The sequence below is a fragment of the Pseudomonas sp. BW16M2 genome, from assembly GCF_014268865.1.
GTDB lineage: Bacteria > Pseudomonadota > Gammaproteobacteria > Pseudomonadales > Pseudomonadaceae > Aquipseudomonas > Aquipseudomonas peradeniyensis.
Genome location: NZ_JABWRI010000010.1, coordinates 113,236 through 127,932, shown reverse-complemented (window position 1 = coordinate 127,932; position 14,697 = coordinate 113,236). Strand labels below are relative to the sequence as shown.

The following is a 14,697-nucleotide window of genomic DNA, read 5'->3' as shown; positions in this document are numbered from 1 at the left end:
CGCTCATTGCCCGATACGCCGAGGGGCGTCATAATGTAGCCCCTTTTTTGTTCCCCTACATGTGGAAGGTTACCGTGACTCAGAAGCCCGACCAGTGTCTTGGTGAGTGGATCGATCGTGAAGCCCTGGCTGAAGCGATGATCCCGCTTATCGGTCAGCTCTACCGCAACAACAACGTGGTGAGCTCGATCTATGGCCGCAGCCTGATCAACCGTTCGGTTATCTCGATCCTCAAAGCCCACCGCTTTGCCCGTCACCGTCAGACCGACGAGACCGAGCTGTCCGTCCACGAGACGTTCCCCCTGCTCAAGGCCATGAGCGAGCTGAAGCTGGGCGCCGCCTCGGTGGACCTGGGCAAGCTGGCCAACAAGTTCAAGGTCGAAGGCAACGGCCGCAGCGCCGAGCAGTTCGTTCGTGACGAACTGGCCGACGTCGTGGGTCAGCAGAACGCTTCCGCACGCAAGGGCACCGACGTCGTCCTGTACGGCTTCGGCCGCATCGGCCGCCTGCTGGCGCGCATCCTCATCGAGAAGACCGGTGGCGGCGACGGCCTGCGCCTGCGCGCCATCGTCGTGCGCAAGGGCGCCGAGAACGACCTGGTCAAGCGCGCCAGCCTGCTGCGCCGCGACTCGGTGCACGGTCCGTTCGACGGCACCATCGTCATCGATGAAGCCAACAACACCATCACCGCCAACGGCAACCTGATCCAGGTGATCTACGCCAAGAGCCCGAGCGAAGTCGACTACACCCAGTACGGCATCCATGATGCGCTGATCGTCGACAACACCGGCGTATGGCGTGACGCCGACGGCCTCGGCCAGCACCTGGCCTGCCCGGGCGCTGCCCGCGTGATCCTCACCGCACCTGGCAAGGGCGCGCTGAAGAACATCGTGCACGGCATCAACCACGGCGACATCAGCGCCGATGACAAGATCATCTCGGCGGCGTCCTGCACCACCAACGCCATCGTGCCGGTGCTCAAGGCCATCAACGACCAGTACGGCATCGTCAACGGCCACGTCGAAACCGTTCACTCGTTCACCAACGACCAGAACCTGATCGACAACTTCCACAAGGGCAGCCGTCGTGGCCGCGCCGCGCCGCTGAACATGGTCATCACCGAGACCGGTGCCGCCACCGCCGCCGCCAAGGCCCTGCCGGTGCTCAAGGGCAAGCTGACCGGCAATGCCATCCGTGTGCCGACGCCGAACGTGTCGATGGCCATCCTCAACCTGAACCTCGAGAAGGCCACCACCCGCGTAGAGCTGAACGAGTACCTGCGCCAGACCGCCATGCACTCGGAACTGCACAAGCAGATCGACTACGTCAGCTCCCAGGAAGTGGTGTCCACCGACTTCGTCGGCTCGCGCCACGCCGGTGTGGTCGACGCCGAGGCGACCATCTGCAACGACAACCGCGTTGTCCTGTACGTCTGGTACGACAACGAATTCGGTTACAGCTGCCAGGTGGTGCGCGTGATGGAAGACATGGCCGGTGTGAACCCGCCAGCGTTTCCACGCTGATCCGCTTGTAATGCGTTGAAAAAACGGGAACCTTCGGGTTCCCGTTTTTTTTGCAGGATTCGATGGCCCTATCGCGGGTCAAGCCCGCTCCCACGCCGGCAGATGTGCGATTTTAGTAAGTAGTGAGCCGGCAGTGCAGCCGCGCAGGAAATTGAGCGACAAGCATCACCAGCGTGGGAGCGGGCTTGCCCCGCGATAGGGCCGGTCCTGACACTTGAGATCTAAAGATTGCGCGCGCTTTTAATCTTCATCCTCATCCTGATGTCCGCCTGTGAGCCAACCCCCACCCTCGAGCGCTTCGGCGGCCCGACCATGGGCAGCAGCTACAGCATCCAGTACGTGCGCCAACCCGGCGGTCCGGCGCCCGAGCAGGTCCAGGCCGAGGTCGAGGCCATCCTCCAGGCCATCGATGCCCGCTACTCCACCTACCGCGGCGACTCCACCGTCAGCCGTTTCAACCAGCTTGCGGCCAACCAGTGCCTGCCCATCGACGCCGACCTGTTCGAGCTGGCCAGCTTCGGTCAGCACCTGGCCGAGCAGAGTCAGGGCGCCTTCGACCTTACCGTCGAGCCGCTGCTCGACCTCTGGGGCTTCGGCCCCCAGGCCCGCGAGATGCACGTGCCCGACCCGCAGGCGCTGGCCCGTGCTCGCCAGCGCGTGGGCTACCGCCACCTGCGCATCGAGGGCGAGGCCCTGTGCAAGGACGCCCCCATCGAACTGGATTTCAACAGCATCGCCGCCGGCCACGCCGTCGACCTGATCGCCAAGCGCCTGCGCGGCATGGGTATCGAGGCGTTTCTCGCCGAAGCCACCGGCGAGCTCAAGGCCGTGGGCCGCAAGCCCGACGGCAGTGCCTGGCGGGTGGCCCTGGAGTTGCCGCGCGAGGACCGCCAGATCGCCCGCCAGGTCATCGACGTGGAGGACATGGCCGTGTCGACCTCGGGTGACTATCGGCATTATTTCGAGGACAATGGCCGGCGCTATTCGCACACCTTCGACGCCCGTCTCGGGCGCCCGGTCGAGCACGACCTGGCGGCGGTGACGGTGCTCGACGCCTCGGCGCTGCAGGCCGACGGCTACTCGACCCTGCTGCTGATCCTCGGGCCGCAGCAGGGCTGGGATTTCGCCATCGCCCACGGCATCGCCGCGGTGCTGGTGACCCGGGGCGAGGGTGGCTTCGTCTCCCGTTCCACGCCGGCTTTCGCGCGGGTGGTGAAAGGCGAGTGAAAGGCAAGCCACGGATGATCAACGCCACGGATACGGCGAAACGACATGTAGTGCAGGCAATAATGGCCTACGACGCGACCAAGGGTTAATGTGCGCGGCGTTCACGCTTGATTAGACTGCACCCGAATTTTCTCATGGCGCCCCGGCGACATGATCGCGCCCCGCGGCCATCCGGCCGGCGGGCCAGTTCTGAAGGAGTACGCATGGCTGTCTACAACTACGACGTAGTGGTGCTGGGTTCCGGTCCGGCCGGAGAAGGCGCGGCAATGAACGCCGCCAAAGCAGGGCGCAAGGTGGCCATGGTCGACAGCCGTCGCCAGGTCGGCGGCAACTGCACCCACCTGGGCACCATCCCGTCCAAGGCGCTGCGTCACTCCGTGCGGCAGATCATGCAGTTCAACACCAATCCGATGTTCCGCGCCATCGGCGAGCCGCGCTGGTTCTCCTTCCCCGACGTGCTCAAGAGCGCCGAGAAGGTCATCAGCAAGCAGGTTGCCTCGCGCACCGGCTACTACGCGCGCAACCGCGTCGATGTGTTCGTCGGCACCGGCAGCTTCGCCGACGAGCAGACCGTCGAAGTGGTCTGCCCCAACGGCGTGGTCGAGAAGCTCAACGCCAAGCACATCATCATCGCCACCGGCTCGCGCCCGTACCGTCCGGCCGACATCGACTTCCACCACCCGCGCGTCTACGACAGCGACACCATCCTCAGCCTGAGCCACACCCCGCGCAAGCTGATCGTCTACGGCGCCGGGGTGATCGGTTGCGAGTACGCCTCGATCTTCAGCGGTCTGGGTGTGCTGGTCGAGCTGGTCGACAACCGCGGCCAGCTGCTGAGCTTCCTCGACTCGGAAATCTCCCAGGCGCTGAGCTACCACTTCAGCAACAACAACATCACCGTGCGCCACAACGAGGAATACGACCGCGTCGAAGGCCTGGACAACGGGGTGATCCTGCACCTGAAGTCGGGCAAGAAGATCAAGGCCGACGCCTTGCTCTGGTGCAACGGCCGTACCGGCAACACCGACAAGCTGGGCCTGGAGAACATCGGCATCAAGGTCAACAGCCGTGGCCAGATCGAGGTCGACGAGACCTATCGCACCAGCGTGCCGAACATCTATGGCGCCGGTGACGTGATCGGCTGGCCGAGCCTGGCCAGCGCCGCCCACGACCAGGGCCGCTCGGCCGCCGGCAGCATCGTCGACAACGGCAGCTGGCGTTTCGTCAACGACGTGCCGACCGGCATCTACACCATTCCGGAGATCAGCTCGATCGGCAAGAACGAGCAGGAACTGACCCAGGCCAAGGTGCCCTACGAAGTGGGCAAGGCCTTCTTCAAGAGCATGGCCCGCGCGCAGATCGCCGGCGAGCCGCAAGGCATGCTGAAGATCCTGTTCCACCGCGAAACCCTCGAGGTCCTCGGCGTGCACTGCTTCGGCTACCAGGCCTCGGAGATCGTCCACATCGGCCAGGCGGTGATGAACCAGCCGGGCGAGCAGAACAACCTGAAGTACTTCGTCAACACCACCTTCAACTACCCGACCATGGCCGAGGCCTACCGGGTAGCTGCCTACGATGGTCTGAACCGGCTTTTTTGAGCGGCTCCGACCGGTGGCCTGAGCCGGTCGGGGAGACCGATTTCAGCCCTACCCGAGGGTGGTCCTGGCCAAACCGGGAAAGTCTGTAATCAGGCTGTCCACGCCAAAGTCGGCGAGCCGGCGCATCAGCGCCGGTTCGTTGACCGTCCATACCGACACGTGCAGGCCCTGGCGCTGCGCCTTGATCAGGCGCTCGGGGGTGCACAGCGTCCAGTTCAACGCCAGCATCTCGCACTCGTAGTTCTGCGCGACCTTCAGCGGGTCGAGCCAGGCGTACTCGGCAACCAGTCCGCGCTTGATGTCGGGCACCAGCTCCTGGGCGGCGCCCAGTACTTCCCGTGAGCTCGAGGTGATGGTGACCTTGTCCAGCAGCCCGTATTGCTGGGCAAGTTCGCGGATCGCCAGCACGGTGCTGGCGGCGCGGGTGCGCGAGGCGCTCTTGACCTCCAGCTGCCAGTGCTCGAACGGGCACTTCTCGAACAATTCCTCGAGCCGCGGGATGGGGCAGGGCTGCACATGCCCCGGGCCGCCCTTGCGCGCGTCGTAGGTGACCAGCTCGGCCGCCGTGTGCTCGACCACCTTGCCGCGCCGGCCGGTGGTGCGCTTGAGGGTCGGGTCGTGGATCACCATCAGCTCGTTGTCGGCCGACAGGTGCAGGTCGAGTTCGCAGCGGTCCACGCCATGGGACAGGCACTGGCGGAAACTCTGCAGGGTATTCTCGGGCGCTTCGCCCTTGGCGCCGCGGTGGCCATAGATCAAGGTCACGTTCGTTCCTTCAAATCAGAGAAAAGGGCTTCAGGAAGCGGGATCGTTCTGTTCCAGCGCCTGGCGTCGTTGCTGTTGCTGGCGCTGCAGGATGTAGCGGGCCAGCAGCTGGCGCTGGGCGTCGGTCATGTCGATGAATTCGGTACCGACCTCGAAGTCGCCGTCGGGGCGCGGGTCGCAGTGGGTGACTCGGCCACGCAGCAGCAGGCCGTGGGCGCGGGGCATCAGCACCATCTTCACCTTGACCCGGGTGCCGGGGGCGATCTTCTGCGCCTGGGCGAACTCGATGCCGCCTTCGGAGATGATCACCGCTTGCGGCTGGCCGATCTCGCCGATCAGGCTCTGGGCGACCACGGCGCTGAGCAGGTCGAGGCGTTTGTTCTGGGCGCGCAGGAAGGCGGCCAGGGTGCGGTCCTTCTCGCTCAGCTGGCGCAGCAGGTGCTGCGACTCGAAGTCCGAAAGGTGCAGCTCGCTGAGCAGGTTGAACAGCTCTGAATCATCCTGCAACAGTTCTGTTTCAAGGGCTTCGGCCGCGCTGAGGGGGCTGATTTGAAGTGCGATCCGATCTTCGATGCGGTAGTATTCGCGGCGATCTTCTTCGTCTAATGTCGTCATGGCGAACCCAAGGTTACGGCGGTGGTCCGAGTGTAAAGCCGCCGTAGGCGCCTCGCCACAAGGACGTTCCCTTTCATCCGAACAAGCCCCGACATGTTCAGACCTCTATTCGTATTCATTGGTACGCGCTACACCCGTGCCAAGCGCCGCAATCACTTCGTCTCGTTCATTTCGCTCACCTCGATGATCGGCCTCGCCCTGGGCGTGGTGGTGATGATCGTGGTGCTCTCGGTGATGAACGGGTTCGACCACGAGATGCGTACCCGCGTGCTGGGGATGATCCCCCACGCCACGCTGGAGACCGGCCAGCCGATCAACGACTGGCAGGCCCTCGCCTCTAAAGTAAAGCAGAATCCGCAGGTGCTGGCGGTCGCGCCGTTCACCCAGATGCAGGGCCTGCTGACCCATGAAGGCAAGGTGCAGAAGGTGCTGCTCAACGGCATCGATCCGACCCGCGAGCGCGAGGTGTCGATCATCGACAAGTTCGTCCTCGACGGCAGCCTCGACAAGCTGGCCCCGGGCGAGTGGGGCATCATGATCGGCGACAAGGCCGCGCAGAAGCTGGGCGTGGGTATCGGCGACAAGCTGACCTTCGTCGCCCCCGAGGTCAGCGTCACCCCGGCGGGGATGTTCCCGCGCATGAAGCGCTTCACCGTGGTCGGCACCTTCCATGTCGGCGCCGGCGAGATCGACGGCTACCTGGGCCTGACCAACATCGCCGACCTGTCACGCCTGCACCGCTGGAAGGCCGACCAGGTCCAGGGCGTGCGCCTGAAGTTCGACGACCTGTTCCAGGCCCCGCGTGCCGCCTGGGCCATCGCCCAGCAACTGGGCGAGCAGGAGTTCTACCCGCGTGACTGGACCCGCACCCACGGCAACCTGTACCAGGCGATCCGCATGGAGAAATCCATGATCGGCCTGCTGTTGCTGCTGATCGTCGCGGTGGCGGCATTCAACATCATTTCCACCCTGGTGATGGTGGTCAACGACAAGCGCGGCGACATCGCCATCCTGCGCACCCTGGGCGCCACGCCCGGGCAGATCATGGCCATCTTCATGGTCCAGGGCACGGTGATCGGCGTGGTCGGCACGCTGATCGGCGCGGTGCTGGGCATCCTCGGCGCGCTCAACGTGAGTGCGGCCATCGCCGGCATCGAGACCCTGATCGGGCACAAGTTCCTCAATGCCGACGTGTACTTCATCGATTACCTGCCGTCGCAGATCCAGGCCCAGGACGTGTACATGGTCTGTGGTGCGGCGCTGGTCCTGAGTTTCTTCGCCACCCTGTATCCGGCCTGGCGCGCCTCGCGCACCCAGCCGGCGGAGGCGCTACGTTATGAGTGAGTCGCGCATGAGTGATAAAGCCGTGTTGAGCTGCCGCAACCTGGGCAAGAGCTACGAGGAAGGCCCGGAGTCGGTCCAGGTCCTGTCGGGGTTGAACCTCGAGCTGCACCCGGGCGAGCGGGTGGCCATCGTCGGCAGCTCGGGCTCGGGCAAGAGTACCTTGCTCAACCTGCTCGGCGGCCTCGACACGCCGACCCAGGGCAGCGTCTGGCTGGCCGGCGAGGAGCTGTCGGCGCTGGGCGAGCGGGCCCGTGGCCTGCTGCGCAACCGCGCCCTGGGCTTCGTCTACCAGTTCCACCACCTGCTGGCGGAGTTCACCGCCCTGGAAAACGCCTGCATGCCGCTGCTGATCGGCAAGACGCCGATCACCGAGGCCCGCGAGCGCGCCGAGGCGCTGCTCAAGCGCGTCGGCCTGGGGCATCGGTTGAATCACAAACCCGCCGAGCTGTCCGGTGGCGAGCGCCAGCGCGTGGCGATCGCCCGCGCCCTGGTCAATCGTCCGGGCCTGGTGATGCTCGACGAGCCCACCGGCAACCTCGACCACCATACGGCCATGGGTATCCAGGAATTGATGCGAGAGCTGTCCACGCATTCGCAGACCGCCTTCCTGGTGGTGACCCACGACCTCAACCTGGCGCGCCAGATGGACCGCGTGCTGAGCCTGGAAGACGGGCGCCTGGTGGCGATCTAAATCGCTTGCGCGGGGCGCCTTGAGGCGCTCCGGTTCACACTTAGATTGGGTATCCCTGTTCATGTTCAGACCCTTGTCCTTGTTCATCGGTGCTCGCTACACCCGTGCCAAGCGTCGCAACCACTTCATCTCGTTCATCTCCATGACCTCGATGATCGGGCTGTCGCTTGGCGTGCTGGCGATGATCACGGTGCTGTCGGTGATGAACGGCTTCCAGCGCGAGATGAGCTCGCGCGTGCTCGGCCTGGTGCCCCATGCCGCGATCCTCGGCGCGCAGCCGCTGGACGACTGGCGCAAGGTCGCCAGCACCGCCGAAGGCAATCCGGCGGTGATGGCCGCGGCGCCGATCACCGAGATGGAGGGCATGCTCTCGTACAAGGGGGCGATGCAGCCGATCCAGGTTGCCGGCATCGACCCGGCCGAGGAGGGCAAGGTCTCCATCGTCACCCAGCATATCGTCCAGGGCAGCCTGCAGGACCTGGTGCCGGGCGAGTACGGCGTGGTCATCGGTGAACTGACGGCGCGACGCTTTCGCCTGAACACCGGCGACAAGCTGACCCTGATCGTCCCGGAGATCAGCAAGGAGCCGGGGGGCATCACCCCGCGCATGCAGCGCCTGACCGTGGTCGGCATCTTCAAGGTCGGCGCCGAACTGGATGGCTCCCAGGCCTATATCCATATCGCCGACGCCGGCGAGATGCAGCGCTGGGCGCCGGGCCAGGTGCAGGGCGTGCGTCTGAAACTGCACGACCTGTACGCCGCGCCGCAGGTGTCCAAGGCCATCGCCGCCGGGCTGGGTGAAGGCTACCGTGCCGATGACTGGTCGCATACCCAGGGCAGCCTGTTCAGCGCCATGAAGATGGAAAAGACCATGATTGGCCTGCTGCTGATGATGATCATCGCCGTGGCCGCGTTCAACATCATCGCCACCCTGGTGATGGTGGTGAACGACAAGGGCGCGGATATCGCCATCCTGCGCACCATCGGCGCGACGCCGGCGCAGATCATGGGCACGTTCATGGTCCAGGGCAGCCTGATCGGCATCGTCGGCACCTTGATCGGCGGTGTGCTCGGCGTGCTCCTGGCGCTGAACGTCAGCGCGGTGGTCGGCTGGATCGAGCGGGTCAGCGGCCAGCACATCTTCACCTCCGACATCTACTTCATCAGCAGCCTGCCGTCGGAGCTGCAGTGGGGCGACGTGGCGATCATCTGCGTGGCCGGGCTGGTGATGAGCTTCCTGGCGACCATCTACCCTGCGTATCGCGCCTCGCAGATCGAACCGGCGATGGCGTTGCGTTACGAGTAAGGCATGGCAACACCGGGGGCGCTTTGCGCCCCTTTCGCCGCGGTTCGTCGCCACGACAAGCCGGCTCCCACCCCGCCCGCTTAGATCTCAAGCCTTGCGCTATCCCTGTGGGAGCCGGCTTGCCGGCGATGGGCTGCGCAGCAGCCCCTTATGCAGGCAACTCGATCACGAACCGCGTCCACCCACCTTCGCACTCCGCCCGAATCTTCCCGCCGTGGGCCTGCACGATCGAGCGGGTGATGGCCAGCCCGAGCCCTGCATGTTCACTGCTGCCTTCCTGGCGCGCCGGGTCTGCCCGATAGAAACGGTCGAACAGCCGCTCCAGCAGTTGCGGGGCGATCGCCGGGCCACTGTTGGCCACCTCGATGCGCAACCCCGGCGCAAGGCTCACACGGATCTCGCCGCCCGCCGGGGTGAAGCGCAGGGCGTTGTCCAGCAGGTTCGACAAGGCGCGGCGCAGCATGTGCCGGTCGCCTTCGACATGCGCCTGGCCCTCGCGAGACAGCCTGACTTCAGCCTCCTCGGCCAGCGGCGCGTAATACTCCAGCAGCGCATCGACCTCGGTCGCCAGGTCCAGCGCCTGACTATTGGGCATCAGCAGGCCATGGTCGGCCTTGGCCAGGTAGAGCATGTCGTTGACCAGCTGGGCCATCCATTGCAACTCTTCAAGGTTGCCATGCAGGGCCTCGCGGTACTCCTCGAGGCTGCGCGGGCGGGTGAGGGTGACCTGGGTGTGGGTCAGCAGGTTGGACAGCGGCGTGCGCAACTCGTGGGCGATGTCGGCGGAGAATGCCGACAGGCGCTGGAAGGCGTCGTCCAGGCGCTGCAGCATGGCATTGACCGTGCCGGCCAGTTCGGCCAGCTCTTCGGGCATCTCGGCGGCCGGCAGGCGGGTGGTCAGCGAGCGGGCGTTGACGCTGGCGGCGACCTTGCCCATCCGCCGCAGCGGCTTCAGGCCACGGCGCACGGCCCAGGCACCCAGCAGCGCGGTGACCAGCGCGCTGAGGCCGACCGTGAGCCAGATCAGGCGCTGCATGCCTTGCAGGAAGTGCTGGTGATGGGTGATGTCGAGGAACAGGGTCAGCTGCGGCGAGGCAGGTCGGGCTTCGTCCAGCGGCAGGCTTAGCCCGCGGTAGTCGATGCCCTGGGTATGCAGGGTGGCCAGGCCGGGTTGGTCCGGGGCGTCGGGCAGGTCGCTGCGGCTGGCGAACCAGGTGGTGCCGTCGACCGCGCGCACGCGCAAGGCCAGGTCGGACTGGTGGCTCAGCTCGTTGAGCAGCCCTGGCAGGCGCGTGGCCAGTTGCTCGGGGCTGGTGACGCCGTCGAGCAGGCTGCGCATCAGTGACAGGCGGCCGCTGAGCAGCTGCTGGTCGAGTTCGACGAAATGCTGCTCGCTGGCGCGGCTGAACAGCAGGCCGGCGCCCAGCGAGACACTGGCGGTGCAGGCGGCGAACAGCAGCGCCAGGCGGCTGCCGAGGGACAGGCGGCGCATCAGTCCTGGCGCTCCTCGAGCACGTAGCCCATGCCGCGCACGGTATGGATCAGCTTGGTGGTGTGGGTGTCGTCGATCTTCAGGCGCAGGCGGCGGATGGCCACCTCGATGACGTTGGTGTCGCTGTCGAAGTTCATGTCCCACACCTGCGAGGCGATCAGCGACTTGGGCAGCACCTCGCCCTGGCGGCGCAGCAGCAGTTCGAGCAGGGCGAATTCCTTGGCGGTCAGGTCGACGCGCTGGCCGGCCCGCTCGGCGCGGCGGCGGATCAGGTCCAGGCGCAGGTCGGCCAGGCTCAGGCAGGTGTCCTGGCTGGCGCTGGCGCCCCGGCGCAGCAGGCTGCGTACCCGGGCCAGCAGTTCGGAGAAGGCGAATGGTTTGACCAGATAATCGTCGGCGCCCAGCTCCAGGCCGTGGACACGGTCCTCGACGGCATCGCGGGCGGTGAGGAACAGCACCGGCGTGTCCAGCCCGGCCTGGCGCACGGCCTGGAGGATCTGCCAGCCGTTGCGCCCCGGCAGCATCACATCGAGGATCAGCAGGTCGTGGTCGCCGGTCAGGGCCAGGTGCTGGCCAGTGTCGCCGTCGTTGGCAAGCTCAGTGGCGAAGCCGGCTTCGCTCAGGCCCTGGCTCAGGTACTGGCCGGTCTTGGCCTGGTCTTCGACGATCAGCAGTTTCATGTGTTTACCAACGGTTAGGGCCAAGGTGATGCCGAAATGATACGTGACGATCCGGCGGCCTGCCCAAGCTGACAAAGTTGTAATCTTCCTGTCAGCCAGCTGCCAGCCAGCCTTTTCGAGAATGGCCTCATTCTCCCAGAACGACCCGGAGTCACCCATGAAACACCTGTTTATCGCCGCCGCCCTCGCACTGGTCAGCCTGCCGAGCTTCGCCGACAGCGGCAAATCCTTCGCCTTCGGCGAGCCGGCCGAGGCGGCCAAGGCCACCCGCACCGTCGAGGTGGTGCTCAAGGACATCGCCTTCGAACCCAAGAGCATCAAGGTCAAGGCCGGCGAGACCGTGCGCTTCGTGCTGGTCAACCAAGGCAAGCTGCCCCACGAGTTCAACCTGGGCGACAAGGCCATGCACGCCGAGCACCAGAAGGAAATGATCGCCATGCAGGGCAAGATGTTCACCGCCGGCATGAACCACGAAGGCATGGACCATGGTCAGATGGATCACGGCCAGATGGGCGCTGGCCACGGCCATGGCGGCGGCAACACCGTGCTGGTACAGCCCGGCCAGCGCGCCGAACTGACCTGGACCTTCCGCAAGTCGGCGCCCATCGAGTTCGCCTGCAACGTGCCGGGCCACTATCAGGCAGGCATGGTCGGGCCGCTGACCATCGAGTGACAACGGCTCCAAGGCGGGGTGCAAAACCGGTAGACTAGGGGCAATTTCGAACCTTCAGGTCAGTTTCCATGCATCCCGCCGCCGAACATTCCCCGCTGGGCAAGTCCAGCGAATACATCGCCACCTACACCCCCGCGCTGCTGTTCCCGATTCCCCGCCTGGCCAAATGGGCCGAGCTGGGTGTGAGCGGCGACGCGCTGCCGTGGCAGGGCGTGGATTTCTGGAACTGCTTCGAGCTGTCCTGGCTGCTGCCTTCGGGCAAGCCGGTAGTGGCCATCGGTGAGTTCGCCATCCCGTGCGATTCGCCGAACATCATCGAGTCCAAGTCCTTCAAGCTGTACCTCAACTCGCTGAACCAGACGGTGTTCGAGTCGCTGGAGGCGTTGCAGGCGTGCCTGGTGCAGGACCTGTCCGCCGCAGCCGGCAAGCCTGTCGCGGTCAAGGTCAGCACCCTGGCCGAGGTCGAGGGGCAGGGCGTGACCGCGCTGCCGGGCCAGTGCATCGACGCGCTGGATGTGAACATCAGCAACTACGAGCAGCCGCAACCGGAGCTGCTGCGTTGCTCGTCGGAGCGCGTGGTGGAAGAGACGGTGCACAGCCACCTGCTCAAATCCAACTGCCCGGTCACCGGCCAGCCGGACTGGGGTAGCGTGGTGGTGGAGTACAAGGGGCAGGCGCTGGATCATGCCAGCCTGCTGACCTACCTGATCAGCTTCCGCCAGCATGCCGATTTCCACGAACAATGCGTGGAGCGGATCTACCTGGACCTGAAGAACCTGCTCAAGCCTGAGCACCTGACGGTGTATGCGCGGTATGTGCGTCGTGGCGGGCTGGATATCAACCCGTACCGCAGCACCGGGGCGATCAGCCCGCAGAATCTGCGACTGGTGCGTCAGTAATGTCATGGGGCCGCGTTTGCGGCCCCATTCGGTTCAGATTCCCATGCTGTGCAGGTGATTGGCGATATTGCGCAGGATGGCGGTAAGGTCCGGGTGATCGGCCTCGAAGCGTTCGACGGCGGTATTGACCCCATCGACCAGGTTGTTGTCCTTGGTCGCTTCTTCGAGTTTGATCTGGGCTTCGATCTGCTGCATCAGTTCATGCAGGTGGTCGCGCTCTTCCAGCGAGAGCGGTGGATTGCGGTCCAGTTGCTCGCGCAGGCTATCGAGTTGCTCTTGCAGTTCGCGGGCAGGCATTGTTCGTTCTCCATCAATGACTTGGCAAGCCATGGACCTCGGCGACACGGTAAAGGTTCTGGCCTGCCTTCTAGCGTAATCCACCTGCCGCAGCTTTGCATGACCCGCATCAACGGGGATGTATCAGGGTTTCTCGCCCTTGTGCCGGCGCTGGGCGATGTCCGCCAGGCACGTGTCGAGGGATTCCAGGTGATCGATCACCGAGTGCACGCCCAGGCCGAACAGCGCCAGGGTCGCCTTGCCACGGGTGCGCTCCTGTTCCTGCCGGGTCATGGCCTGCCATTGGCTGGAGCCCAGGTCGCAGGCCGCCAGACCCACCGTCCACAGGCCGGCGTTGAGCCCGGCCTGCAGCAGCCGCGGCTCGCCGCTGACCAGCACGCAGCCTTCCAGGCGCTGGCTGTCGAGGCTCATCAGCGCCTGCCAGCAGGCGTTGGGCGCCGGCCACTTGCAGCCATTGACCAGATGGCCCGGCAGCCAGTCGGGCAGCACGCTGCTCAGGCGCTTGCCCTGGTTGGCGCTGAGTTCGTCGAGCCAGATGCACGGCACCGCCTGCGAGCGCAGATGGTGAAGGGAATCGAGGGCGCCGGGGGCGGGCAGGGGGCCGTCGTCGGTTGCCTGGACCAGGCAGCCGCGCAGTCCGAACAGCACGGCGGTGAAGGCGGGTGCGTCTTGCATGGCAACGTCCCTAAATACCCCGCAGGCTAACCGGCGATTGTGACCAAGGGATGACGACTACAGTTGTTCACGAAATCTTGACAGAGATATGTAAAACTACCGTTCAGCCAGCAAGCCAGTATACTTGCGCCCTATCGAGCAGCGCGCCAAAGGCCGTTGCCGCCGTGAAATCCGATGGAGAAACATCTATGCGTAGGATCGGTGCCGGAGTGATCGAGCGAGTCACCCAGGCCTGTGTCTGCGCCAGCTTGCTGCTGGCGCCCGTGGCAGCCACCCAGGCGGCCACCGAGGAGGATCCGTGGGAGTCGGTCAACCGACCGATCTTCAGGTTCAACGATGTCCTCGACACCTATGCCCTCAAGCCGCTGGCCCAGGGTTACCAGTACGTCACCCCGCAGTTCCTCGAAGATGGCATCCACAACGTCTTCCGCAACCTGGGCGACGTCACCAACCTGGCCAACAACGTGCTGCAGCTCAAGCCTCGAGCGGCGGGCATCGACACGGCGCGGCTGATCGTCAACACCACCTTCGGCCTGGGCGGCTTCTTCGATGTCGGCACCAAGATGGGCCTGCAGCGCAACGACGAGGACTTCGGCCAGACCCTCGGCTACTGGGGCGTGCCCAGCGGGCCGTACGTGGTCATTCCGTTCCTTGGCCCGAGCACCGTGCGTGACGGCCTGGCCAAGTACCCGGACACCTACACCGAACCCTACCGCTACATCGACCATGTGCCGACTCGCAACTCGCTCATGGCAGTGGACGTGATCGACACCCGCGCCAGCCTGCTGTCGGCAGAGAAACTGATCCAGGGCGACAAGTACATCTTCCTGCGCAACGCCTACCTGCAGAACCGCGAGTTCAAGGTCAAGGACGGCCAGGTCGAAGACGACTTCTGATCGACCGGCTCACGAA

At 65.2% G+C, this 14,697-nt stretch carries 15 protein-coding genes; 9 read left to right on the top strand and 6 right to left on the bottom strand.

What is annotated here, in order from left to right:
* Positions 1 to 59: 59 nt before the first annotated feature.
* From HU735_RS11870 to sthA, 3 genes are all read left to right on the top strand, one after another.
* Positions 60 to 1,523: a glyceraldehyde-3-phosphate dehydrogenase gene (locus HU735_RS11870; protein WP_186713685.1), complete on the top strand. Its 1,464-nt coding sequence runs from the start codon at positions 60 to 62 to the stop codon at positions 1,521 to 1,523.
* 228 nt (positions 1,524 to 1,751) lie between these two features.
* The gene (locus HU735_RS11865; protein ID WP_186713684.1) at positions 1,752 to 2,750 is read left to right on the top strand and encodes an FAD:protein FMN transferase; all 999 of its coding nucleotides are present in this window, start codon (positions 1,752 to 1,754) and stop codon (positions 2,748 to 2,750) included.
* A 203-nt stretch (positions 2,751 to 2,953) separates the two neighbouring features.
* A complete protein-coding gene (sthA, locus tag HU735_RS11860; protein ID WP_023631920.1) occupies positions 2,954 to 4,348 on the top strand; it encodes a Si-specific NAD(P)(+) transhydrogenase in 1,395 nt (464 codons plus the stop codon).
* 48 nt (positions 4,349 to 4,396) lie between these two features.
* Here sthA and HU735_RS11855 read toward each other — a convergent pair whose 3' ends face one another.
* The gene (locus tag HU735_RS11855) at positions 4,397 to 5,113 is read right to left on the bottom strand and encodes a glycerophosphodiester phosphodiesterase family protein (RefSeq protein WP_186713683.1); all 717 of its coding nucleotides are present in this window, start codon (positions 5,111 to 5,113) and stop codon (positions 4,397 to 4,399) included.
* 30 nt (positions 5,114 to 5,143) lie between these two features.
* On the bottom strand, positions 5,144 to 5,728 hold the full coding sequence (locus HU735_RS11850) for a PilZ domain-containing protein (protein ID WP_186713682.1): 585 nt from the start codon (positions 5,726 to 5,728) through the stop codon (positions 5,144 to 5,146).
* 93 nt (positions 5,729 to 5,821) lie between these two features.
* Between HU735_RS11850 and HU735_RS11845 the strand changes: the two genes are divergently transcribed.
* The 3 genes from HU735_RS11845 to HU735_RS11835 all read left to right on the top strand — a co-directional run bounded on the left by HU735_RS11845 (position 5,822) and on the right by HU735_RS11835 (position 9,069).
* Positions 5,822 to 7,072 carry a lipoprotein-releasing ABC transporter permease subunit gene (locus tag HU735_RS11845; RefSeq protein WP_186713681.1) on the top strand — a complete coding sequence of 417 codons (1,251 nt, stop codon included), beginning with the start codon at positions 5,822 to 5,824 and terminating at the stop codon, positions 7,070 to 7,072.
* A gap of 7 nt (positions 7,073 to 7,079) precedes the next feature.
* The gene (gene lolD / locus HU735_RS11840) at positions 7,080 to 7,763 is read left to right on the top strand and encodes a lipoprotein-releasing ABC transporter ATP-binding protein LolD (RefSeq protein ID WP_186713680.1); all 684 of its coding nucleotides are present in this window, start codon (positions 7,080 to 7,082) and stop codon (positions 7,761 to 7,763) included.
* 61 nt (positions 7,764 to 7,824) lie between these two features.
* On the top strand, positions 7,825 to 9,069 hold the full coding sequence (locus tag HU735_RS11835) for a lipoprotein-releasing ABC transporter permease subunit (RefSeq protein WP_186713679.1): 1,245 nt from the start codon (positions 7,825 to 7,827) through the stop codon (positions 9,067 to 9,069).
* Positions 9,070 to 9,217: 148 nt separating this feature from the next.
* Here the strand turns inward: HU735_RS11835 and HU735_RS11830 are convergent, their stop codons facing one another.
* On the bottom strand, positions 9,218 to 10,561 hold the full coding sequence (locus HU735_RS11830) for a heavy metal sensor histidine kinase (RefSeq protein WP_186713678.1): 1,344 nt from the start codon (positions 10,559 to 10,561) through the stop codon (positions 9,218 to 9,220).
* A complete protein-coding gene (locus HU735_RS11825; protein ID WP_186713677.1) occupies positions 10,561 to 11,241 on the bottom strand; it encodes a heavy metal response regulator transcription factor in 681 nt (226 codons plus the stop codon). The genes HU735_RS11830 and HU735_RS11825 overlap by 1 nt, the downstream gene beginning before the upstream one ends.
* Before the next feature lie 157 nt (positions 11,242 to 11,398).
* Between HU735_RS11825 and HU735_RS11820 the strand changes: the two genes are divergently transcribed.
* Positions 11,399 to 11,914: a cupredoxin family protein gene (locus HU735_RS11820; RefSeq protein WP_186713676.1), complete on the top strand. Its 516-nt coding sequence runs from the start codon at positions 11,399 to 11,401 to the stop codon at positions 11,912 to 11,914.
* Positions 11,915 to 11,982: 68 nt separating this feature from the next.
* Positions 11,983 to 12,813, top strand: a complete 831-nt coding sequence (gene queF, locus HU735_RS11815; RefSeq protein ID WP_186713675.1) for an NADPH-dependent 7-cyano-7-deazaguanine reductase QueF — start codon at positions 11,983 to 11,985, stop codon at positions 12,811 to 12,813.
* Between the two features lie 33 nt (positions 12,814 to 12,846).
* Here queF and HU735_RS11810 read toward each other — a convergent pair whose 3' ends face one another.
* Together HU735_RS11810 and HU735_RS11805 are read right to left on the bottom strand one after the other, a co-directional pair.
* On the bottom strand, positions 12,847 to 13,110 hold the full coding sequence (locus HU735_RS11810) for a DUF4404 family protein (protein WP_050704856.1): 264 nt from the start codon (positions 13,108 to 13,110) through the stop codon (positions 12,847 to 12,849).
* A 123-nt stretch (positions 13,111 to 13,233) separates the two neighbouring features.
* A complete protein-coding gene (locus HU735_RS11805) occupies positions 13,234 to 13,785 on the bottom strand; it encodes a phosphonoacetaldehyde phosphonohydrolase-related protein (protein ID WP_186713674.1) in 552 nt (183 codons plus the stop codon).
* A gap of 188 nt (positions 13,786 to 13,973) precedes the next feature.
* On the opposite strand from HU735_RS11805, the gene HU735_RS11800 reads away from it, so the two are divergent.
* Positions 13,974 to 14,681 carry a VacJ family lipoprotein gene (locus HU735_RS11800; RefSeq protein WP_186713673.1) on the top strand — a complete coding sequence of 236 codons (708 nt, stop codon included), beginning with the start codon at positions 13,974 to 13,976 and terminating at the stop codon, positions 14,679 to 14,681.
* The last annotated feature ends 16 nt before the right edge of the window (positions 14,682 to 14,697 follow it).

Bases quoted from the DNA above. Each gene is read 5' to 3' on its own strand.
- HU735_RS11870 (WP_186713685.1), top strand. From the start codon at position 60: ATGTGGAAGGTTACCGTGACTCAGAAGCCCGACCAGTGTCTTGGTGAG.
- sthA (WP_023631920.1), top strand. From the start codon at position 2,954: ATGGCTGTCTACAACTACGACGTAGTGGTGCTGGGTTCCGGTCCGGCC.
- HU735_RS11850 (WP_186713682.1), bottom strand. From the start codon at position 5,728: ATGACGACATTAGACGAAGAAGATCGCCGCGAATACTACCGCATCGAA.
- HU735_RS11845 (WP_186713681.1), top strand. From the start codon at position 5,822: ATGTTCAGACCTCTATTCGTATTCATTGGTACGCGCTACACCCGTGCC.
- lolD (WP_186713680.1), top strand. From the start codon at position 7,080: ATGAGTGATAAAGCCGTGTTGAGCTGCCGCAACCTGGGCAAGAGCTAC.
- HU735_RS11835 (WP_186713679.1), top strand. From the start codon at position 7,825: ATGTTCAGACCCTTGTCCTTGTTCATCGGTGCTCGCTACACCCGTGCC.
- HU735_RS11830 (WP_186713678.1), bottom strand. From the start codon at position 10,561: ATGCGCCGCCTGTCCCTCGGCAGCCGCCTGGCGCTGCTGTTCGCCGCC.
- HU735_RS11825 (WP_186713677.1), bottom strand. From the start codon at position 11,241: ATGAAACTGCTGATCGTCGAAGACCAGGCCAAGACCGGCCAGTACCTG.
- HU735_RS11820 (WP_186713676.1), top strand. From the start codon at position 11,399: ATGAAACACCTGTTTATCGCCGCCGCCCTCGCACTGGTCAGCCTGCCG.
- queF (WP_186713675.1), top strand. From the start codon at position 11,983: ATGCATCCCGCCGCCGAACATTCCCCGCTGGGCAAGTCCAGCGAATAC.
- HU735_RS11810 (WP_050704856.1), bottom strand. From the start codon at position 13,110: ATGCCTGCCCGCGAACTGCAAGAGCAACTCGATAGCCTGCGCGAGCAA.
- HU735_RS11805 (WP_186713674.1), bottom strand. From the start codon at position 13,785: ATGCAAGACGCACCCGCCTTCACCGCCGTGCTGTTCGGACTGCGCGGC.
- HU735_RS11800 (WP_186713673.1), top strand. From the start codon at position 13,974: ATGCGTAGGATCGGTGCCGGAGTGATCGAGCGAGTCACCCAGGCCTGT.